We start from the raw sequence: 21,014 nt of genomic DNA, 5'->3' as shown, positions 1-21,014 counted from the left end.
TGAGAAGGAAGTGGGTCGCCGCGCTGCGCGGAACGGTGGCGATGGCCACGTCGATCGCGCTGGTGGCACCGGCGCCGCTGCTCGCCCAGTCGGCGTCGGCGCGGGACCAGGCGACGCCGTCGGTCGACCTGGTCAATCCGCTGATGGGGACCGATTCCGACTACACCCTGTCCTATGGCAACACTTATCCCGCGGTGGCGGTGCCGTGGGGCATGAACTTCTGGACGCCGGTGACGGGCAAGGCGGGCAGTGGCTGGGGCTACACCTACGACGCCAACAAGATCAACGGCATCAAGCAGACGCACCAGCCGAGCCCCTGGATGAACGATTACGCCGCCTTTTCGCTGATGGCGACGACCGGCGCGCTGAAGGTGAAGGAGGACGAGCGCGCATCGTGGTACAGCCACAAGGCCGAGGAGAGCCGGCCATACAGCTACAAGGTGTATCTGGCCGACTATGACGTGACTGCGGAGGTCGCGCCGACCGAGCGCGCCGCGCAGTTCCGCTTCACGTTCCCCGAGAGCGACGATGCGCACATCATCCTCGACGGCTATGCCGGGGGATCGATGGTCTCGATCGATCCCGTGCGGCGGCGGATCACCGGCTATGTCCGCAACAACCACGGCGGCGTGCCCGACAATTTCCACAATTTCTTCGTCGCGGAATTCGACCACGACTTTACGGTCAGCCGCACCTGGGACGACAATGGCCAACTCGCCGCGACGCCGGTGCGCGAGGGCGATCACGTCGGCGCGGTGGTCAGCTTCCGCACCCGGAAGGGCGAGCAGGTCGGCGTGAAGGTCGCCTCGTCGTTCATCAGCCTCGACCAGGCGGAGCGCAACCTGCGCAGCGAGATCGGCGGCGACGGTTTCGATGCGACGCGGGCGAAGGCGAAGGCGGTCTGGCAGCGCGAGTTCGACCGCGTGCAGGTGAGCGACCCCGACGTCGACAACCGGCGCATCTTCTATTCGGCGCTGTATCGCATGCTGCAGTTTCCGCGCATGTTCCACGAGGTGGATGCGCAGCGGCAGACGGTCCATTACAGCCCGTATGACGGCAAGGTCCACCCGGGCGTCCTCTATACCGACAACGGCTTCTGGGACACGTGGCGCGCGGTCTTCCCCTTCTTCGCGCTGATGTATCCGGAGCGCGACGGCGAGATCATGCAGGGGCTGGTCAACACCTATAAGGAATCGGGCTGGCTGCCCGAATGGGCCAGCCCGGGCCATCGCAACGTGATGATCGGGTCCAATTCGGCGAACCTCATCGCCGATGCCTATCTGAACGGCGTGCGCGGGTTCGACGTCGAAACGCTGTACGAGGCGATGGTCAAGAACGCGACCACCTCGCAAGGACGCCCCGTCGACAAGAAGGGCAATGTGGTCAACGCCGTAGGGCGCGAGGGCGTCGAATTCTACAACCGCCTGGGCTATGTGCCCTACGACGTCGGCATCAACGAAAACGCCGCCCGAACGCTGGAATATGCGACCGCCGATTTTTCCCTGTCGCGGCTGGCGGCGGCGTTGGGCAAGACCGAGGATGCGAAGCTGTACGCGACGCGCGCGCAGAATTATCGCAAGCTATACGATGCCCAGAGCGGCTGGATGCGGGGCCGCAACAAGGATGGCAGCTGGTCGACGCCGTTCAATCCGTACAAATGGGGCGATGCCTTCACCGAAGGCAATGCGCTGCATTACAGCTGGTCGGTGATGCAGGACGTGCAGGGCCTCGCCGACCTGATGGGCGGGGATGCTGCATTCGTGAAGCGGCTCGATTCGATCTTCACGACGCCGCCGATCTTCGACGACAGCTATTATGGTCAGACCATCCACGAGATCCGCGAGATGCAGATCGTCGACATGGGGCAATATGCGCACGGCAACCAGCCGATCCAGCACATGACCTATCTGTACGATTGGGCGGGAGCGCCGTGGAAAACGCAATATCACGTCCGCGACGTGATGAAGAAGCTCTACTCGCCCGCTCCCGACGGCTATCCGGGCGACGAGGACAATGGACAGACGTCGGCGTGGTACGTGTTTTCGGCGCTGGGCTTCTATCCGGTGACGCCGGCGGTCGGGCAATATGCCATCGGCAGCCCGCTGTTTCGCAACGTCCGCCTGACGATGCCGGGCGGCAAGGTGCTGCAGATCGAAGCGGCGAACAACGGCCCCGGCAATGTCTACATCCAGTCGGCGACGTTCAACGGCAAGGCCTATGACAAGCCGTGGCTGTCGCGCGCGGCGTTGCAGCAGGGCGGGACGCTTCGCTTCGTGATGGGCGCGACGCCCAACCGCAGCTGGGGGACGGCGAAAGCGAACGCACCGTTTTCGATGAGCGCGCCGACGGCAGCGCGTTGAGCATGGAGCATGACACGATGAATCTCGGCCGACGCGACGTGATGGTGGGCGCCGCCGCGCTGGCCCTGGCCACCACCCTGCCGCATGCCGCCGGCGCAGCGCGCGCGGTGCGGCCGAGCAAGCGCCCCGCGCCGGGCGCGCGGCGCTTCACCAGCCCCGCGGTCGAGGCGGAGATCAAGCGCGTGAAGGCGAAGATGGGCGATCCCGAACTCGCCTGGCTGTTCGAGAATTGTTACCCGAACACGCTCGATACGACGGTCAAGGTCGGGATCGTCGACGGCAAGCCCGACGCGTTCGTCATCACCGGCGATATCGAGGCCCTGTGGCTGCGCGACAGTTCGGCGCAGTTACAGACCTATGTCCATCTCGCCCCAAAGGACCCGGCGTTGCGCCGGCTGTTTGCCGGGCTGATCGCGCGACAGGCGCGGTGCATCCTGATCGACCCTTATGCCAACGCGTTCATGGAAGAGCCGACGGCGTTGTCGAACCTGGGCGCGAGAACCGACCAGACCGAGATGAAGCCCGGCGTCGCGGAGCGGAAGTGGGAGATCGATTCGCTTTGCTATCCGATGCGGCTGGCGCACGGATACTGGACGGCGACCCGCGACAAGACGCCCTTCGACGCGCTGTGGGCGAAGGCCATGGCGCGCGCCGTCGCGACGTTCCGCGAGCAGCAGCGCAAGACGGACAAGGGGCCGTATCACTTCCAGCGGCTCAACGTCTCGCCGACTGAGACGCTGATGTTCGAAGGCTATGGCGCCCCGACGCGCAAGGTCGGGCTGATCCATTCGATGTTCCGGCCGTCCGACGATGCCTGCCTCTACCCGTTCCTGATCCCGTCGAACCTGTTCGCGGTCGCGGCGCTGCGGATGCTGGCCACGGTGCAGCGCGAGGCGCGGGGCGACACCGCCGCGGCCGCCGACAGCGAGGCGCTGGCGGCGGAGGTCGAGGCGGCGCTGAACGCTCACGGCCGGATGGCGGACGGGCAGGGCAATACGGTCTGGGCCTATGAGGTCGACGGGTTCGGCAACGCCATTTTCATGGACGACGCCAACGTGCCGAGCCTGTCCGGCCTGCCGCTGCTGGGCGCCGCCGACCGCCGCGACCCGATGTTCCGGCGCACCGCCGCGCTGGCGTGGAGCGAACGCAACCCGTATTTCTTCAGCGGCCAGGCAGCGCGCGGCATCGGTGGCCCGCACATCGGGCTGGACATGATCTGGCCGATGTCGATCATCACGCATGCGATGAACAGCGATGACGATGCCGAGATCCGGCAGTGCCTGGCATGGCTGAAGGCCACGCATGGCGGCACTGGCTTCATGCACGAATCCTTCCACAAGGACGATCCGGCGAAATTCACGCGCAGCTGGTTCGCCTGGGCCAACGGCCTGTTCGGCGAACTGATCCTCGACCTCGAACGGCGCAAACCGGCGCTGCTCGCGGCGCGGATCTGAGCGGCGACAACGGGAGATACGACATGACCACCGCCAACCGCCGTCAGGTGCTCGCCGGCACCGGGCTAGCCGGGCTTTCCGCCGCGTTGCCAGCCGCGACGTCTGCGCAGGGGCCGGTCGCGGGCAAGCCCGACCTGTTCGTCGGCACCGGTGGCCACGGTCATACCTACCCTGGCCCGACGCTGCCGTTCGGCATGGTCCAGCTTGGCCCCGACACCGACAACAGCCGCTGGGATGCCTGTTCGGGGTATCACCAGGATGACGGGTCGATCATGGGCTTCAGCCACACCCATCTGTCCGGCACCGGCATCGGCGACATGCTCGACGTGCTGGTCGTGCCGACACGCGGTCCGCTGCAGCTGACGCCGGGTGCGCTGGGGAAACCGGACGAGGGCTATCGCCAGCGGTTTTCCGACGAGCTGGCCGAGCCGGGCTATTATCGCGTGCGGCTGGAATCGGGCGTGCTCGCCGAACTGACGGTGACCGAGCGGACCGGCCACCATCGCTACACCTTTCCGCAAGGGCCGGGGCATATCCTGGTCGACTTCGCCCACATGATCCTCGACGTCTGGGACAAGGGGACGCTGATCGACGAGGCCTCGCTGGCGTTGGCGCCGGACGGGACGCTGACAGGCAGCCGCCGCGTGCATCGCTGGGCGAAGGGGCGGCGTATCCACTTCGCCATGCAGCTGTCGCGCCGTCCCGATCGGGTCCAGTTCTTCGGCGACGACGATGCTCCCGCTGCGGCGGGGGCGACCGGGGTCACCGGCAATCGTCTGAAGGTCGCGTTCTTCTTCGACAAGGCGGGGGGAAGCCCGATCCTCATCAAGACCGGCATATCGGCGGTCGATGTCGAGGGGGCCAAGGCGGCGTTGGCGAGCGAGGCCAGGGGCTGGCAGTTCGATACGGTCCGCCGGTCGGCGGCGCGCACCTGGACGAACGAGCTGGACCGTATCCGCGTTACCGGCGGGACGGCCGACCAGCGCACGATCATGGCGAGCGCGCTCTACCACGCCTTCCTGTCGCCGACGCTGTTCACCGATCGCGACGGCCGCTACGTCGGGCTCGATCGCAAGGTCCACACCGTGCCGGCCGGCGAGACCGCGTTCAGCACCTATTCGCTGTGGGATACCTATCGCGCGCTGCATCCGCTGCTGAACCTAGTCCAGCCCGAAAAGGCGGCGCTGCTCACCCGCGACCTGGTACGGCAAACGGTGGAAAGCCCGGCGGGGCCGCCGGTCTGGCCGCTGCAAGGGGTGGAAACCGCCTGCATGATCGGTTGGCACGGCGTGTCCGTGCTGGCCGAAGCGTGCGTGAAGGGCGTCAAGGCGGACTATGCCGCCGCATGGCCGCAGATCCGCCGCCGCGCGTTCGATCGCGACTTCCTCGACATGGACAGCACGCTCGGCCGGGGTTTCTACTACGACCTCGGCTTCGTACCGGCCGACAAGACCTGGGAGTCGGTCAGCCGGACGCAGGAATATGCGTACGACGACTGGGCGATGGCGGTGCTGGCCGATGCGGCGGGCGCGCGCGACGATGCGGCCGCATTGCGCAAGCGCAGCCTCAATTATCGCAACGTCATCGATCCCGCGATCGGCTTTGCCCGTCCCCGGTTCGCCGACGGCAGCTGGTGGAAGGATTACGACCCGATCCAGCTGGGCCACGCCCCCGAAAAGCAGCGCGACTATACCGAGGCGAACGGCTGGCAGGCGACGTTCCTGAACCAGCACGACGTCTATGGCCTGATCGCGCTGTTCGGCGGGGACGCCGGATTCGTGCGGAAGCTGGACGCCCTGTTCACCGCGCCGTCGACCCTGCCCAAGAATGCGCCGCCGGACATTTCCGGGCTGGTCGGGCAATATGCGCATGGCAACGAACCCGATCAGCATGCCGCCTATCTGTATGCCTATGCGGGTGCGCCGTGGAAGACACAGGCGATGGTACGACGGTTGCTGACCGAGATGTACAAGGCCGATCCCGACGGGGTGATCGGCAACGACGATTGCGGGCAGATGAGCGCGTGGTTCATCCTGTCGGCGCTGGGTTTCTATCCCGTCGATCCGGTCAGCGCCGTCTACGTCTTCGGATCGCCGTTGTTCGACGCTGCCGAAGTGGACCTGGGGCGCGGACGGAAACTGCGCGTCGTGGCGAAGGGCAACGCACCGGCCAGCCCCTATGTCCAGTCGGTGCGATGGAACGGGAAGCCTTGGACAAGGAACTGGATCGCCCATGCGGACCTGATCCGCGGCGGCGAGGTGGAATTCACGATGGGGCCGAACCCGTCGACGTTCGGCAGCGCCAAGGCGGATCGTCCCCCGTCCTACGGACGGACGGCCTGAACCGCCCGCTTGCTCAGTGCGCGGGCGGGGACATGGCGGGCGGTGCGTCGGCGGGCGCACTTCCCCAGGCGACGTTAGGCTTCGGCCCCATGGTCAGCTCGAGTCGCGCCCCGTCCTTGATATCGGCATGGCTGAACCACGGCTTCGTCCACGGCCTGCCGTTCAGTCGTGCCGACTGGATATAGACGTTGGTCGGCGAGTTGCCGCGCGCGACGATCTCAAGCGTGCGGCCGTTGCCGAGCTGCAGCGCCATCCGGTCGAACACCGGACTGCCGATCACGTAGACGTCGCTCGACGGATCGACCGGATAGAAACCCATCGCCGTCAGCGCGTACCACGACGAGGTCGCGCCCTGATCGTCCATGCCCGGATAACCATAGCCCGACGCGTCGCTGCCGTAGAGGGTGTCGAGGATGCGCCGGGTCAACGCCTGCGTCTTCCACGGCTGGCCGCTCCACGCGTACAAGTAAGGGGCGTGCTGGTCGGGCTGGTTGCCTTGCACATATTGCCCGATCATGCCCGTGCAGTCGCGGCAGATGCCGGTCGGGTGATAGGGCGTGGCGAAGAACCGGTCGAGCTTGGCGTTGAACCGGGCGCGGCCGCCCAATGCGGTCGCCAGGCCCTGCACGTCCTGCGGCACCAGCCACAGGGTCGACCAGCCCGACGCTTCCTTCATCATGAAGTTGTAATAGGGCTCCTGCGGGTCGAACGGCGCGATCCATTTGCCGTCGGCGGTGCGGCCGCGGACGAACCCGGTCGACGGGTCGAAGACGTTGCGCCAATTGGCGGCACGGGTGCGGAACAGCCGGGCATCGTCCGGCTTGCCGAGCCGTTCGGCGAGGTCGGCCATGGCGTGGTCGTCCCAGGCATATTCGAGGGTCGTCGCAGCACCCGCCTTGCCGCCGGCGTAGGGCGGGCTGGGATTGCCGGACGGAATCTCGTCGGCGATCCAGCCGTTGCGCTGGTATTCCGCCAAATAGCCGCGCGGTCCCTTGGAATCGGTCGCGTTCCTGCGCAGATAGTCATAGGCGGCGGCGTAGTCGAAGGGGATGCCGCGCTTCATCGCGCCGAGGTACAGGAACACGGCATTGTCGCCGTGGAACGAGGTGTTCATGTAGCCCCGCTCGCGCGCCATATCGAGTTCGGACTGCATGACGTTGCGGATCAGTTCCGGCTCCATCAATTCCAGCAGCACGATCTGGTTGCGGCCGGTATCCCAGAACGGCACCGGACCGTAGCGGTCGTAGGTCGCAGTCCGGATCGTGCCATTGGTATCGGTAAACCGTTCGCCCTTGCGGGCGAGGAGGCGTGGACTGGCGAAGGACTGGAACAGCGTCGAATAGAACAGCTTGCGCTGTTTGGCCGTGCCGCCCGACACCTGCACCCGATCCAGCAGCGCGGCCCAGGTGTCGCGCGCTGCGTTGCGCACGCCATCGAAGTCCCAGCGCGGCTGTTCGGCGCGCAGCCGCTGTTCCGCCTCCGCAAAGCTCTGCCCGTGCGCCATCCTGACCAGCACCGGTTCATCCTGCCGGGTGGTGAGATCCAGATAGGCGCCGGCGAAGCTGCCGCTCATCCGCCGCGCATCCGGCGCCACGTCCTTGTCGCCGATGCCATAGCCGCGGGCGTCGCCGGGCGATTTGCGGAACGTCCCATACGCGCGGAACGGCCGGGAGAATTCGGCGACGAAATAGCGGCCGTCGCGTGCGTCGTCCCGCCCGCGCTCGGCGGCAATCCCGCGCACCACCCGGTCGCCGACGACCTCCACCTCGCCGCCCCGGCCGGGCAGGTTGACGAGGACGTGCGAGCGATCGCCGGTGGGAAAGGTGAACCGCATCAGGCTGGTCCATTGCGTTGCCGTCAGTTCCACCCGCGTCGAAAACGTGTCGAGATAGACCGAGTAATAGCCCGGCCGCGCTACTTCCTTCGCCTTGTCGTAATAGGCCTGCGTGTAGACCGGCGGCACCGTCCAGTCGCCGACGACCGGCATGATGACGGGTTGCGCGCGGGCACCATAAGCGGGGCCGCCGCCGCCGGTGAAACCGATCATCGTCGGGCTGGGATAGTGATAGGGCGTCGCGACCCCGGTCGGGTAGGTCAGCTCGACATTGACGTTGACCGGTGCCGCCTCGACCGAGCTGTTGGGCAGCCGTGCGCCGGGCGAGGTGATGCCGGAATAGGTCGGTTCCCCGGGAGGCGGTGCATTGCCGATCAGCTCGGGGCGATCGAGCGGCGCGGTACCGACAAGCGGGTCGGCTTCCTCGACCGGCGGTTTGACCGCGGCGGGCGACCGCTGCGCGCTGATCGGGGCGAGGGGGATCAACGCCATCATCGCCGCCATCGCGCCAAGGGCGGTGACGGACGGAGCGGGGCGGCGGCGGTGTATCGGCATGGACGATCCTCTTCCGCAGCCGGCCCTATCGCTGGGCTATGCTGCAAGCGGATGATTTATTAAACTAATTTGATTGTCAATGAACCAAGCGTCGATCATGATGGCGGGTAAGCACGATAAGAGAGAGGCTGCGACGATGCGGAAGGTGACCGGGCCGATGGACGGGATGACGCGCCGCGACTGGCTCGGCGGCGCGGCGATCGGTGCCGGCATGCTGGCGATGCCCGGTTCCGCCGTGGCCCGGCGGATCGGTCGCGGCGACCGCGTCAATGTCGCGGTCATCGGCGCGGGCGGCATGGGCGCGCAGAATATGGCGAAGCTCACCGACCAGAATATCGTCGCCGCCGCGGACGTCGATTTCGATCACGTCGCCAAATCGCTGACCGATGCGAAGGGTGCCGTCAGGGCCGATCGTCTGGCACTGAAATCCGCTTATGACCGTGCCGCCCGTTTTGCCGATTATCGCCGGATGTTCGACAGCCGCAAGGACATCGATGCGGTCGTGATCGCGACGCCGGATCACCATCACGCGATCGCCGCCAAGACCGCGATGGAGCGTGGACTGCACGTCTATGTCCAGAAGCCGCTGACCTACACGGTGCGTGAAGGGCGCACGCTGCTGGACCTCGCGCGCCGTAACCCCAAGCTCGTCACCCAGATGGGCAACCAGGGTCATTCCGGGGACGATGGGCGGCGCGTGGTCGAATTGATCCGCGGCGGCGCGATCGGCAGGGTGCGCGAGGTGCATGCCTGGACCAACCGACCGTTGTGGCCGCAAGGCGAGCCGCGGCCGGCGGCGGTGACCAAGCCCGCCGGTCTGGATTGGGAGCTATGGCTCGGGCCGGCGGCGGTCGACTGGGGCTACAACCCCGATTATGCGCATTTCAACTGGCGTGGCTGGGTGCCGTTCGGCGTCGGATCGCTGGGCGACATGGGCGCGCACCTGATCGATTTTCCGGTCTGGGCGCTCGATCCCGGCCTGCCGACGCGGGTGGAGACCCGGCATAGCCGCTGGGGCGGCGACGACGACATCTGGGACGGCAAGCCGCCGGCCGACCTCGGCAGCTATCCGCTGGCCAACGTCACCACCTATCGCTTCGGCAACGCCAAGGGCGGGCCGGTGACGATGACCTGGTACGACGGCGGCCTGATGCCGCCGACGCCGGATGCGATGCTGGCGGATGCGCGGATGAACCCCGATGGCGGCGTCCTGTACGTCGGCGATCGCGGCATGCTGATGCACGACACCTATGGCGAAAAGCCGGTGCTGGTCGGCGACGGCGTTGCGGCGCGCGCGGCGGCGGTGCCGGTGTCGTTGTCGCGTATCCGGGGCGGGCGTGAGGGCCATGAGATGAACTGGATCCGCGCGATCCGCGGCGAGGAGGCGATCTCGTCGCCGTTCTCGGTCGCGGTGCCGCTCAACGAAACGATGATCCTCGGCATGGTGGCGCTTCGCGCGGATCAGCCGATCGAGTATGACGGGGTGTCCGGCCGGATCACCAACGTCGCCGACGCCAACCGCTTCCTTGACCGGGAGTATCGCAAAGGATGGTCGCTATGATCGCCGCATATATCGTCAGTCCCGCCCTCGCCCTCGCGGCCGTGCAGCCCCAGGCGGGTGCGAAACCCGAGGATACGGAGGTCTGGCAACCGGTGCCACCGGTCGTCGCCGTTCCCGCAGCGCCCCCGGCCGCAGCGCCATCGGACGCGATCGTGCTGTTCGACGGCGGTTCGCTGGACCAATGGACCAGCACGAAAGACAAGGGGCCGGCCCGCTGGACGGTGAAGGACGGCATGCTGACGGTGCGCAAGGGTACCGGCAACATCCAGACCAAGCGAGCCTTCCGCAATTATCAGCTGCATCTCGAATGGCGCATTCCGGCGGGGATCGTCGGCGAAGGTCAGGCGCGGGGCAACAGCGGGCTGTTCCTGGCATCCACCGGCGACGGCGATGCCGGATACGAGTTGCAGATCCTCGATAGCTATCGGAACAAGACCTACGTCAACGGTCAGGCGGGCAGCATCTACAAACAGTCCGCGCCGCTCGCCAATCCGACCCGGGCGCCGGGAGAATGGCAGAGTTACGACGTGATCTGGACCGCGCCGGTCTTCGCCGCCGATGGTAGGCTGACCAGCCCGGCCTATGTGACGGTGCTGTTCAACGGTGTGTTGGTCCAGGATCATTACGCGCTGAAGGGCGAGACCGCCTATATCGGCGCGCCGCGCTATAGCGCGCATGGCGCCGCCCCGATCAAGTTGCAGGATCATGGCGATCCGAGCGCGCCGATCAGCTTTCGTTCGATCTGGGTGCGCGAGTTGAAATGATCGCGCGGTCTGGTAGGCGGCATGCGCAATAGCCACGCGAACCGGCAATACAGCGTTCGCCGACCGGAGCGAGAGACAGCATGACAGCCACCGCCTTCATCACCGGCGCGACGTCGGGCATCGGCGCCGCCGCGGTCGAGGAATTCGTCGGTGCCGGATGGCGCGTGATCGCGACGGGTCGCCGCGCGGACCGGCTGGCGGCGTTGCAGCAGCGGCTGGGCGCGGATGCGGTCCACACGCTCGCGTTCGATGTCGCCGACGAAGCGGCGGTCGACGCCGCGCTGGCCGGGCTGCCGACGCAATGGCAGGATATCGACCTGCTCATCAACAACGCCGGCCTGGCCCTCGGCACCAAGCCGGCGCAGGAGGCAAGCCTGGACGATTGGCGGACGATGATCGCGACCAACGTCACGGCGCTGGTGGCGCTGACCCACCGCCTGTTGCCGGGGTTGGTCGCGCGCCGCGGGGCGATCATCAACCTGTCGTCGGTCGCGGCGACCTATCCGTACACGGGCGGCAACGTCTATGGCGGCACCAAGGCGTTCGTCGAGCAATTCTCGCTCGGCCTGCGGTCCGACCTGCACGGCAAGGGCGTCCGCGTCACCTCGATCGAGCCGGGCATGGTCGAGACGGAGTTCACCAAGGTGCGCACCGGTGGCAGCCAGGAGGCGTCCGACGCGCTCTACAAGGGCGCAGATCCGATGACGGCGGAGGATATCGCGGCGACGATGTTGTGGGTGGCGACGCTGCCGCCGCACCTCAACATCAACCGTCTGGAACTGATGCCGGTCAGCCAGTCGTTCGCCGGGTTTCAGGTGGCGCGCGACGGTCAGGCCTGAACGACGACCGGATGGCCGGCGCAGGGGTCGCGCAGGGTCGCCGACAGGAAGGCGATCAGCGCCTCGACCCGCGCCGGGCGTAACGCGCTCGGCGGGGTCAGGATATGGAGGCCGATCGGGGCTGGCGCCCATGCCTCCAGAATCGGGACCACCGCACCGCTCACCAGGTGCGGGCCGATGATGAATCCGGGCAGACGGGCGATGCCCAATCCCGCGATCAGCGCAGGCAGCAGCGCCTCGCCGCTGTTGGCGCTCAACGGCCCCTCCGGCTTGATCGAGACCTCGCTGCCATCGGGATGCTGGAAGCGCCATGGCCCCAGCACGTTCGAATAACCGAGCACGCGATGGCGCGAGAGATCGGATGGATGCTGCGGCGTGCCGTGCTCGGCCAGGTAGGCGGGGGCGGCGACGAGGTGCGTGGCGATGTCGCCCAAGCGGCGCGCGCGCAGGCTGCTGTCGGGCAGGTCGCCGATCCTGAGCGCGACGTCGAACCCCTCCGCGACAATGTCGACGCGGGCGTCCGAACAATGCAGGTCGATCTCCACGCCGGGATGCGCCGACAGGAACGTGGCGAGCAGGGGCGCGACGTTGCTGATCCCGAAGCTCATCGGTGCCGCCAGGCGGACCCGGCCGGTCGGGGCGCTGGCGGCGTCCCGCGCCGCTTCCTCCGCCGCGCGCGCCTGTGCCAGGATGCGCGCGGCGTGCTCCGCCAGCGGCTTGCCGGCTTCGGTCAGTGCCAGACGGCGCGAGGTGCGGTTGAACAGCGACTGGCCGATATGCGCCTCAAGCCGGGTGATCGCCTTCGACACGGTCGCCTTGCTGAGCCCGATCGAATCCGCCGCGCCGCTGAACGAACGCTGTTCGACCACGGCGGCGAAGATCGCCCAGGCTTCCAGGTCGGGTAGTCGCATCGTCGTCCTCCACGCTCGCGGCGGGAACCTAGCGCAGAAACGATCGGTTTCCATCGTTTCCGTTTACGCGATGATCGGCCACGCCCATCTTGCCCGCAACACGATCTGGAGACGTTCGCATGACCAAGGTTCTGGTGCTGTATTATTCCTCGTACGGCCACATCGAGAAAATGGCGGACGCCGTCGCCGAGGGCGCGCGCGCCGGCGGTGCCGAGGTCGACATCCGCCGTGTCGCCGAAACCGCGCCGGACGAGGTAGTCAAGGCGGCGCACTTCAAGACCGACACCGCGCACCCGCTGATCGAGGGGCCGGACGCCCTGGCCGGTTACGATGCGATCGTCGTCGGCGCGCCGACCCGATACGGCCGCATGCCTGCCCAGATGGCGAGCTTCTGGGACACCACCGGCGGTCTGTGGATGCGCGGCGGTCTGGTCGGCAAGGTCGGCGGTGCCTTCACCTCCACCGCCAGCCAGCATGGCGGCCAGGAAACGACCCTGTTCTCGATCATCACCAACCTGCTGCACCATGGCATGACGATCGTCGGTCTGGACTACGGTTTTCAGGGCCAGATGGGCGTCGAGGAGGTCCGCGGCGGTTCGCCGTATGGCGCGACGACGATCGCGGGCGGGGATGGTTCGCGCCAGCCGCATGACGAGGAACTGGCGGGCGCCCGCTATCAGGGCAAGCGCATCGCAGAGACGGCGGCGAAGCTGAAGTAGGCTTTCCTGCCCTCGGTCTCCGGCGGAGGCAGGGGTCCAGTAGGGCCGGTGATCGTAACGAAGCGTAACGACATCGGCCTGCCGGACCCGGCTCTTCGCCGGGGAATCGTATGGCTTCGCGGGAAACGTACCTGCGTCTCGCGCTCCCCGGCGATCGCGCCTACAGTCCGTGGCGATGGCCAGTACCACACCCCGCCTGCCGCCGCCCGCACCCGAAGATGCCGCGGCGCGCAACATGCGCCAGCTGGTGCTGCTGCGCTGGCTGGCGGTCGGTGGCCAGCTGGCGACGATCCTGACCGTCCATTACGGGTTCGGCATCCACCTGCCGATCGCGCCAATGGGGGTGGTGCTGGCGGCGCTGGTCATGCTCAACGTCATGACCTGGCTGGGGCATCCGCATTGGCCGGTCACCAATTTCCAGCTGTTCGGCGCGCTCGCCTGCGATGTCGTCGCGCTGACGGTGCAGCTGCACCTGAGCGGCGGGGCGGCCAATCCGTTCGTCTCGCTCTACCTGTTGCAGGTGGTGATGGGTGCGGTGCTGCTGCATGCCTGGTCGAGCTGGGCGCTGGTCGGGTTGACCGCCACCGCCTTTGCCCTGGTCGCGCTGATCAGTCCGCCGCTCAATCTGCCGGCATGGCTCGCGACCAGCCTGTCGCCCGCCTATGTGCTGGGCCTGTGGTGCAATTTCGTGCTGGCGGCGGTGCTGATCGTGCTGTTCGTCACGCGCATCGCCGCCAATTTGCGCAGCCGCGATGCGCACCTCGCCGGGATGCGCCAGCGCGCCGCGGAGGAGGATCATATCGTCCGCATGGGGTTGCTGGCGAGCGGGGCTGCACACGAACTGGGGACGCCGCTGTCGTCGATCTCGGTCCTGCTCGGCGACTGGAAGGGCGAACCGGCAATCCGGCGCGAACCGCGGCTGGCGGCGGAGGTGGACGAGATGCAGGCCGAGGTGATGCGCTGCAAGGCGATCGTGTCCGGCATCCTGTTCGCGGCGGGCGAAGTGACGGGCGAGGCGCCGGAGCGGACGACGCTGCGCCGGTTCCTGGCGGGTATTGTCGCGGCGTGGCCGGGCAGCCTGACGTTCGCGGATCGGCTGGGCGAGGATCGACCGATCGTGGCGGATCGGGCGTTGGGGCAGGCGCTGACCAACCTGCTCGACAATGCGGCGGAGGCGGGGGCTTCCGCTATCGTGCTGACCGCCGAGATTGCGGAGGCGACGCTGGTGCTGACGGTGCGGGACGATGGCAGCGGGTTTCCGGCCGAGGTGCTCGCCGCGCTGGGGCGGCCCTATAACAGCAGCAAGGACCGGCGCGGTGCCGGGTTGGGGCTGTTCCTGGCCACCAACGTGCTGCGGACGCTGGGCGGGACATTGCAGGCGCGCAATCCGGCATCGGGCGGGGCGGAGACGATGCTGCGGCTGCCGCTTGCCAGCCTGGCGCTGGGGGAGCGGGCATGAGCACGCCGCGACGACTGTTGATCATCGAGGACGATGCCAGTTTCGCCCGCACGCTGGGCCGTTCGTTCGAGCGGCGCGGCTATGCGGTGACGACGCTGTCGGGACCCGATGGGCTGGAGGCGCGGGTGGCGGCCTTTCGTCCGGACCATGCGGTCGTCGACCTGCGGCTGGGCGGCGCATCGGGCCTGACCTGCGTCGCGGCATTGCACGGGCTGGACGCGGCAATGAAGATCGTCGTGCTGACGGGGTTCGCCAGCATCGCCACTGCGGTCGAGGCGATCAAGCTGGGTGCGACCAACTATCTGACCAAGCCCGCCAACACCGACGATATCGAGGCGGCCTTCGCACGGGTCGACGGCGATGCCGGCGCGACGATCGTGCCGGCGCCGCCGACATCGATAAAGACGCTGGAATGGGAGCATATCCACCAGACGCTGGCGGACGTCGACTTCAACATCTCGGAGGCCGCGCGGCGGCTGGGCATGCACCGGCGGACGCTCGCGCGGAAACTCGACAAACGCCATATGGGGTGATCGGGCGGACACCGTGACCATGCCCCCTGCAGGCCGAAAGTCACAAAAGTCCTACTTACCCCAACCCCCTGCTAAAAGCCATAATGCCGTTATTTCAACAGCTTGGGCGCCTCCTGCTGGATCACGTCGCGGATCTTGCCGGCGAACAGGCCGAGGAAGCCGGGGAGGTCGACGATCGCATGGACGTTGGTGTCCGATACCGTCGCACGGCAACCGATCGACTGACCCATCGCCTGCACGGTGAAATGCATCGTGTCCGCGTCCCAGCGATGATCGACCTGCGCGCCGCCGGGGATCATCCGGCCGATCTTGCCGATGCCGCCATCGAGGCGGTCGCGCACGGCCTGCTTGCCGAGCTGGTGGGGAATGTTGATTTCGATCGGGGCGCTCATGCGGGGTCCTTTGTCGTCGCAAACAGCATGGCATCGTCGGCGAATGCCTTGAATTCCAGCGCGTTGCCCGAGGGGTCGTAGAAAAACATCGTCGCCTGTTCGCCGGCCTGACCCTGAAACCGGATGTGCGGCGCGATGCCGAAGCGGACGCCTGCGGCCGCCACACGTCCGCTGAGGGCCTGCCAGTCGGCCATGGTGAGGACGACGCCGAAATGCGGCACGGGTACGTCATGGCCATCCACCGCATTCTCCACCGCGACCACGCGGGCGGCGGGATCGAGGTGCGCGACGATCTGATGGCCGAACAGGTCGAAATCGATCCAGTGATCGCTCGACCGGCCTTCGCGGCAGCCCAGCGTGCCGCCGTAGAACGCGCGCGCCGCGGCGAGGTCATGGACCGGGAAGGCAAGGTGGAAGGGGCGAAGCGTCATGGCCGCAGAGATAGGATGGGGGAGCGGCGCGCGCCAGTCATCCGGGGCACACGCCGCGCGGCGTTGCCGGGAGGACATTCGCGGCGAAGCGCAGTAAGGCCGGCAGCGATGCCTGCTATCCTTTCCCGTCGTCCCGCGCTGATCGCGCTGCTGCTCGGTGCGCTGGCCGCGACCGGTTTCGCGCCGTTGCAATTCTGGCCGCTGACCCTCGTGGGGCTCGCCGGCCTCGCCGCGCTGGTCCATGCCGCCCCGACCGGACGCCGTGCCGCATGGATCGGCTGGAGCTGGGGCGTCGGCCATTTCACGGTCAACAACAACTGGTTCCAGCACGCCTTCGACTTCCAGGACAAGATGCCGCCGGTCCTCGGCTATTTCGCCGCGATCGGACTGGCGTTGTACCTGGCGGTGTTCCCGATGCTGGCGGCGGGGATCGGATGGCGGTTCGGACGGACCCGGCGGCCCGACCCTGGCTTTGCGCTGATCTTTGCAGCGGCGTGGATCGGCAGCGAATACCTGCGCGCGACCGTGTTCACCGGTTATGCCTGGGACCCGATCGGCGTCGTCTGGCTGCCGGTGATCGGCATCGCACGACTGTCGGCATGGATCGGCACCTATGCGCTGTCCGGCGTGACCGTGCTGATGGCGGCATCGTCGCTGATGCTGCTCCAGCGGCGCTGGCGGATGCCCGCGGCGCTTGCCGCGCTGCTGGTGGCGGCGGCCGTGTCCGCGCTGTGGACGCACGCGCCCGCCGCCGCCCCGGATGCGCCGCTGGTACGCGTGGTGCAGCCGAACATCGGGCAGGATGCCCGCGGCCTGGACGATCAGGAGCGGATGCTCGCGGCGCTGGCGCGCTGGTCCGGCACGCCGGGGCCGCGCCCGCGACTGGTGCTGTGGCCCGAGGGGGTGATGCGCGATTATTTGGAGAGCGGGTATCCGCGCTGGATCTACGACGGGCAGAGCCCGCTGTTCAACCGGTGGCGGCTGGCGCAACGGCTTGGCCCGCGCGACATCCTGCTGACCGGGCATACGCCGCTGCGCTTCGATGCCGCCGGCGATGTCGTCGGCGCCTCCAATTCCGTCTTCGCGATCGACGCGCGGGCGCGGATCGTCGGTCGTTACGACAAGGCCCATCTGGTCCCCTATGGCGAATATCTGCCGATGCCGTGGCTGATGAAGCCGCTGGGCCTTGCGCGGCTGGTGCCGGGGGACATCGACTTCGACGACGGTCCCGGCCCGCGGACGCTGGCGATCCCCGGGTTCGGCGCGATCGGTTTCCAGACCTGCTACGAGATCATCTTTTCGGGGCAGGTGGTGGACGAGGCGCATCGGCCGCAGATGATCTTCAACCCGTCGACCGATGCCTGGTTCGGGCGCTGGGGGCCGCCGCAGCACCTGGCGCAGGCACGGATGCGCGCGATCGAGGAGGGGTTGCCGATCGTCCGTTCGACGCCGACCGGCATTTCCGCGGTCATCACCGCCGACGGTACCCTGCTCGCCACGGTCCCGCACGAAACGGCGGGCGCGATCGAGATGGCCATGCCGCCCGCCCTGCCGCCGACGCTGTTCAGCCGGCTGGGCAACCGGGCGGCACTGATCGTCGCAATCGCCTTCATGGCCGCTGCGATTGCCATCCGCCGTCGTGCGCGTTAGGGCCGATATAAAGGCATCTTTATATCGTTATGAGGCAGTGATGCGCAGCAGCTACATCTTCACGTCCGAGTCCGTTTCCGAAGGTCATCCCGATAAGGTCGCCGACCAGATCAGCGACACCATCGTCGACCTGTTCCTGTCGAAAGACCCCGAGGCGCGAATCGCGTGCGAAACCATGACGACCACTAACCTGGTCGTCCTGGCGGGCGAGATCCGCTGCAAGGGCGTGTACGAGAACGGCGCCTGGGCCGATGGCGCGCTCGCCGAGATCGAGGCCGCGGTGCGCGCGACGGTGAAGCGCATCGGCTACGAACAGTCGGGCTTCCACTGGGAAACCTTCACCTTCGAAAACAATCTGCACGGCCAGTCGGCGGAAATCGCGATGGGCGTCGACGAAGGCTCGAACAAGGACGAGGGCGCGGGCGACCAGGGCATCATGTTCGGTTACGCGACCGACGAGACGCCCGGCCTGATGCCGGCGACGCTCTATTACAGCCACAAGATCCTCGAGACGATGGCGGCCGACCGTCATTCGGGCAAGGCGCCGTTCCTGGAGCCGGATGCCAAGAGCCAGGTGACGCTGCATTACGAAAATGGCGTGCCGACCCGGGCGGTCGCGCTGGTCGTATCGACCCAGCACAAGGCGGGGTACTGCCTGCAGGGCGAGAATGCCGATCCCGCCAAGTATGACGTGCTGAAGGATTACGTCACCGGCGTGCTGAAGAGCGTCCTGCCCGAGGGCTTCGTCACCGACCAGACCAAGCTGTACATCAATCCCACCGGCGCGTTCGAGATCGGCGGCCCCGACGGGGACGCCGGCCTGACCGGCCGCAAGATCATCGTCGACACCTACGGCGGCGCAGCCCCGCACGGCGGCGGCGCGTTCAGCGGCAAGGATCCGACCAAGGTCGATCGTTCCGCCGCCTATGTCGCGCGCTATCTCGCCAAGAACGTCGTTGCAGCCGGCCTGGCCAAGCGGTGCACGATCCAGCTGAGCTATGCGATCGGTATCGCCGAGCCGCTGTCGGTCTATGTCGATACGCATGGCACCGGCACCGTCGACGAGGCGAAGCTGGAGCAGGTGCTGCCCCAGCTCGTCCGCCTGACGCCCAAGGGCATTCGCCAGCACCTGAAGCTGAATGCGCCGATCTATGTGAAGTCCGCCGCCTACGGCCATTTCGGCCGCGAGCCTGAGGGCGACCTGTTCACCTGGGAACGGACCGATCTGGTCGACGAACTGAAGGCGGCGATCGCCTGACCCATGGCGGGCCGCATCGCGGCGACGTGATTTGATATCGCACCCTCCTCCGCATCCTGGCGGGGGAGGGTGTTTTCGTATCAGCGACGATAGGCGTCGTTGATCTCTGCGATCCATCCCGCCTTTGGCCTGACCCCGACCCCGCGCGGCTTGCGTGCTTCATCCAGATCGATCGGCGCGGCGAAGCGCAGCCCGGCGAGGCGGCCCGTCACCCACATCACCTGCGCGGACAGGTCGCTGAGCGATCCCATCTGGAGGTGGACGATGGCCCCGACCTGCAATTCGCCGTCATGTTCGACGCAGGCGCCCGATGGCGACAGATTGCGCACGCGGCGTTCCACCGGCGTTGCCCCGGGGAACGACACGGCGGCGCGGACGATGACGCTGTTGCGCTTCTCGCGATCGGGATCGGGATCGGGATCGGGTGTATCTGGCATCGGTATCTCTACCTCGATCATTGCCACAGGTTGTTAAGCCATTGGTAAACGAACGCCGATCGCCACCGGAAACATCGCTGGACATCATTTTTCCATGAGATGCGGGACGTGTTCCAGCATGGCATCGACGATCGCTTCCGCGATCCAGCCGATCGCGCCGCCGACGATGACGTCGGACAGGTAATGGTTGCCCGCCACCGGCTGGATCGCCGCGATGGCACCGGCGCCGAGCGCGGCGGGCACGGCGGCGCTGTCGATCTCGCGCGCCGCCGCCCGGGCCACCGCCACCACGCCGGCGGTATGGCCGGACGGGAATGAATTCAGCTGGTGATCGTCACTGTCGCCCCGTTCGAAGCGGGTATGCCCGTCGCTCAGCGCCTTGCCCGGGCGCGATCGGTCGAACCGATGCTTGATTGCGGACTTCGCCGCCGTGGCGAGCAGGTGCGCGGCGAGCATCCGCGCGCCGCCGCGGACGAGGTCGCGGCGGCGGCCGATCAGGCCGGCCGCGATGGTCGCCGCGGATATCGCGATCAGCTGCGGCTGGTCGGCGATCTCGGCCAGCAAGCCGGCGGCCTTGACCGGCGTGGCGTCGCGGTGGCGGGCGGCGTCGTGGGTCGCCTTGCGGTCGGCCGCGGCCACCGTCTTCGCCGCCTTCTTTGCCTTGCTCAACTGTCGTCTCCCTGCGGCATCTCGCCGCGGACCTGCGCGTGGGCGAGGAGTGCGAACACACCGGCACCGCCCACCAGATTGCCGGATACCGCCGGCGCGATCAGTCCGGCGAGCGTCTGCCACACGCCGGTATGGCCGGTGAACATGAGCAGGAACGCCTCGCCCGAGCCGACGATCGAATGACTGAAGCCGGCGATAGCGAGGACATAGGTGAAGATGACGATGACCAGCACGCTCTGGTCGCGGGCATTGGGCAGCGCCCAGGCGAGGATGGCGATCATGAAGCCGGCGGGGATCGCGTTGACGAACGTGCGGCCGGCGGACAATTCGGTAATCCCGACCGATATGCTCACCGCCGCCTCCCGGATCGCGTCGCTGCCCAGTGCGCCGCTCGCCAGCGCGAGTGCGGCTATCGCGGTCCCCGTCAGGTTCGCAGTCAGCACGATCCCCCACAGCCGCAGCGTCCTGGCCAGCGCCCATCCGGAAGGCCGGGTCACCAGCGGCAGCATCGCGGTAATGGTGCTTTCGGTGAACAGCTGCATCCGCCCGAGGATGACGACCAGGAACCCGACCGGATAGCCGAGCCCGACGACCAGTTCCCGCCATGGCGTTTCGGGAAGGGCGGCATGCAGCGCCGCTTCGGTCACCAGCGACACGGTGATCGCGATGCCGGCGGCGATGCCGGACCAGAACAGCGACATGGCGGGCCGGCGCAGTTCCTCCTCGCCCTCCTCGCGCACCGTGCGGTGCAGATCCTTGGCGTCGGCCGCCTTCAGATCGTCATCGTCGTCGTGATCGTCGGGCGAAGCGGAATTGGAGGTGACCATTACGCCCATGCAACGGACG

18 protein-coding genes are annotated in these 21,014 nt (G+C 67.4%); 11 read left to right on the top strand and 7 right to left on the bottom strand.

Annotated elements, in window-relative coordinates; genetic code table 11:
• Positions 1 to 41: 41 nt before the first annotated feature.
• Genes GTH33_RS17145 through GTH33_RS17135 form a run of 3 tightly spaced genes read left to right on the top strand, consistent with a single transcriptional unit; the run spans position 42 to position 6,156 of the window.
• A complete protein-coding gene (locus GTH33_RS17145) occupies positions 42 to 2,360 on the top strand; it encodes a GH92 family glycosyl hydrolase (protein WP_208403936.1) in 2,319 nt (772 codons plus the stop codon).
• 17 nt (positions 2,361 to 2,377) lie between these two features.
• Complete coding sequence (locus GTH33_RS17140; protein ID WP_163959446.1) at positions 2,378 to 3,814, top strand: glycoside hydrolase family 125 protein; 1,437 nt, start codon at positions 2,378 to 2,380, stop codon at positions 3,812 to 3,814.
• Between the two features lie 23 nt (positions 3,815 to 3,837).
• Entirely contained in the window at positions 3,838 to 6,156 is a 2,319-nt protein-coding gene (locus tag GTH33_RS17135; RefSeq protein WP_163959444.1) for a GH92 family glycosyl hydrolase, read from the top strand.
• A 13-nt stretch (positions 6,157 to 6,169) separates the two neighbouring features.
• Here the strand turns inward: GTH33_RS17135 and GTH33_RS17130 are convergent, their stop codons facing one another.
• Positions 6,170 to 8,545 carry a GH92 family glycosyl hydrolase gene (locus GTH33_RS17130; protein ID WP_243848148.1) on the bottom strand — a complete coding sequence of 792 codons (2,376 nt, stop codon included), beginning with the start codon at positions 8,543 to 8,545 and terminating at the stop codon, positions 6,170 to 6,172.
• A gap of 136 nt (positions 8,546 to 8,681) precedes the next feature.
• Here GTH33_RS17130 and GTH33_RS17125 point away from each other — a divergent pair, with 136 nt between their 5' ends.
• The 3 genes from GTH33_RS17125 to GTH33_RS17115 all read left to right on the top strand — a co-directional run bounded on the left by GTH33_RS17125 (position 8,682) and on the right by GTH33_RS17115 (position 11,709).
• A complete protein-coding gene (locus GTH33_RS17125; RefSeq protein WP_163959443.1) occupies positions 8,682 to 10,106 on the top strand; it encodes a Gfo/Idh/MocA family protein in 1,425 nt (474 codons plus the stop codon).
• A complete protein-coding gene (locus tag GTH33_RS17120; RefSeq protein WP_163959442.1) occupies positions 10,103 to 10,870 on the top strand; it encodes a 3-keto-disaccharide hydrolase in 768 nt (255 codons plus the stop codon). Before GTH33_RS17125 ends, GTH33_RS17120 begins: the two co-directional genes overlap by 4 nt.
• 80 nt (positions 10,871 to 10,950) lie before the next feature.
• A complete protein-coding gene (locus GTH33_RS17115; RefSeq protein WP_163959441.1) occupies positions 10,951 to 11,709 on the top strand; it encodes an SDR family NAD(P)-dependent oxidoreductase in 759 nt (252 codons plus the stop codon).
• Here GTH33_RS17115 and GTH33_RS17110 read toward each other — a convergent pair.
• The gene (locus GTH33_RS17110; RefSeq protein ID WP_163959440.1) at positions 11,700 to 12,620 is read right to left on the bottom strand and encodes a LysR family transcriptional regulator; all 921 of its coding nucleotides are present in this window, start codon (positions 12,618 to 12,620) and stop codon (positions 11,700 to 11,702) included. The genes GTH33_RS17115 and GTH33_RS17110 overlap by 10 nt on opposite strands.
• 119 nt (positions 12,621 to 12,739) lie before the next feature.
• Between GTH33_RS17110 and wrbA the strand changes: the two genes are divergently transcribed.
• The 3 genes from wrbA (at position 12,740) to GTH33_RS17095 (ending at position 15,331) form a co-directional block, all read left to right on the top strand.
• On the top strand, positions 12,740 to 13,339 hold the full coding sequence (wrbA, locus tag GTH33_RS17105; RefSeq protein ID WP_163959439.1) for an NAD(P)H:quinone oxidoreductase: 600 nt from the start codon (positions 12,740 to 12,742) through the stop codon (positions 13,337 to 13,339).
• Positions 13,340 to 13,514: 175 nt separating this feature from the next.
• The gene (locus GTH33_RS17100) at positions 13,515 to 14,798 is read left to right on the top strand and encodes an ATP-binding protein (protein ID WP_163959438.1); all 1,284 of its coding nucleotides are present in this window, start codon (positions 13,515 to 13,517) and stop codon (positions 14,796 to 14,798) included.
• On the top strand, positions 14,795 to 15,331 hold the full coding sequence (locus GTH33_RS17095) for a response regulator transcription factor (protein ID WP_163959437.1): 537 nt from the start codon (positions 14,795 to 14,797) through the stop codon (positions 15,329 to 15,331). Before GTH33_RS17100 ends, GTH33_RS17095 begins: the two co-directional genes overlap by 4 nt.
• A gap of 89 nt (positions 15,332 to 15,420) precedes the next feature.
• On the opposite strand, the gene GTH33_RS17090 is transcribed toward GTH33_RS17095, so the two are convergent.
• Both GTH33_RS17090 and GTH33_RS17085 read right to left on the bottom strand, forming a co-directional pair.
• Positions 15,421 to 15,723, bottom strand: a complete 303-nt coding sequence (locus tag GTH33_RS17090; RefSeq protein ID WP_163959436.1) for a polyhydroxyalkanoic acid system family protein — start codon at positions 15,721 to 15,723, stop codon at positions 15,421 to 15,423.
• Complete coding sequence (locus GTH33_RS17085) at positions 15,720 to 16,154, bottom strand: VOC family protein (protein ID WP_163959435.1); 435 nt, start codon at positions 16,152 to 16,154, stop codon at positions 15,720 to 15,722. Before GTH33_RS17085 ends, GTH33_RS17090 begins: the two co-directional genes overlap by 4 nt.
• A 108-nt stretch (positions 16,155 to 16,262) precedes the next feature.
• Between GTH33_RS17085 and lnt the strand changes: the two genes are divergently transcribed.
• A complete protein-coding gene (lnt, locus tag GTH33_RS17080; protein ID WP_163959434.1) occupies positions 16,263 to 17,804 on the top strand; it encodes an apolipoprotein N-acyltransferase in 1,542 nt (513 codons plus the stop codon).
• A 40-nt stretch (positions 17,805 to 17,844) separates the two neighbouring features.
• Positions 17,845 to 19,062 carry a methionine adenosyltransferase gene (gene metK / locus GTH33_RS17075; protein WP_163959433.1) on the top strand — a complete coding sequence of 406 codons (1,218 nt, stop codon included), beginning with the start codon at positions 17,845 to 17,847 and terminating at the stop codon, positions 19,060 to 19,062.
• An 80-nt stretch (positions 19,063 to 19,142) separates the two neighbouring features.
• On the opposite strand, the gene GTH33_RS17070 is transcribed toward metK, so the two are convergent.
• The 3 genes from GTH33_RS17070 to GTH33_RS17060 form a co-directional block, all read right to left on the bottom strand.
• On the bottom strand, positions 19,143 to 19,499 hold the full coding sequence (locus tag GTH33_RS17070; protein WP_163959432.1) for a PilZ domain-containing protein: 357 nt from the start codon (positions 19,497 to 19,499) through the stop codon (positions 19,143 to 19,145).
• Between the two features lie 84 nt (positions 19,500 to 19,583).
• Entirely contained in the window at positions 19,584 to 20,168 is a 585-nt protein-coding gene (locus tag GTH33_RS17065; protein WP_163959431.1) for a phosphatase PAP2 family protein, read from the bottom strand.
• Positions 20,165 to 20,995, bottom strand: a complete 831-nt coding sequence (locus GTH33_RS17060; protein WP_163959430.1) for a formate/nitrite transporter family protein — start codon at positions 20,993 to 20,995, stop codon at positions 20,165 to 20,167. The genes GTH33_RS17065 and GTH33_RS17060 overlap by 4 nt, the downstream gene beginning before the upstream one ends.
• Positions 20,996 to 21,014: the final 19 nt, after the last annotated feature.

This window comes from Sphingomonas insulae (assembly GCF_010450875.1).
Classification (GTDB): domain Bacteria; phylum Pseudomonadota; class Alphaproteobacteria; order Sphingomonadales; family Sphingomonadaceae; genus Sphingomonas; species Sphingomonas insulae.
The sequence above is the reverse complement of the archived record's forward strand: the minus strand, read 5'-3'. Positions and strand labels throughout refer to the sequence as shown.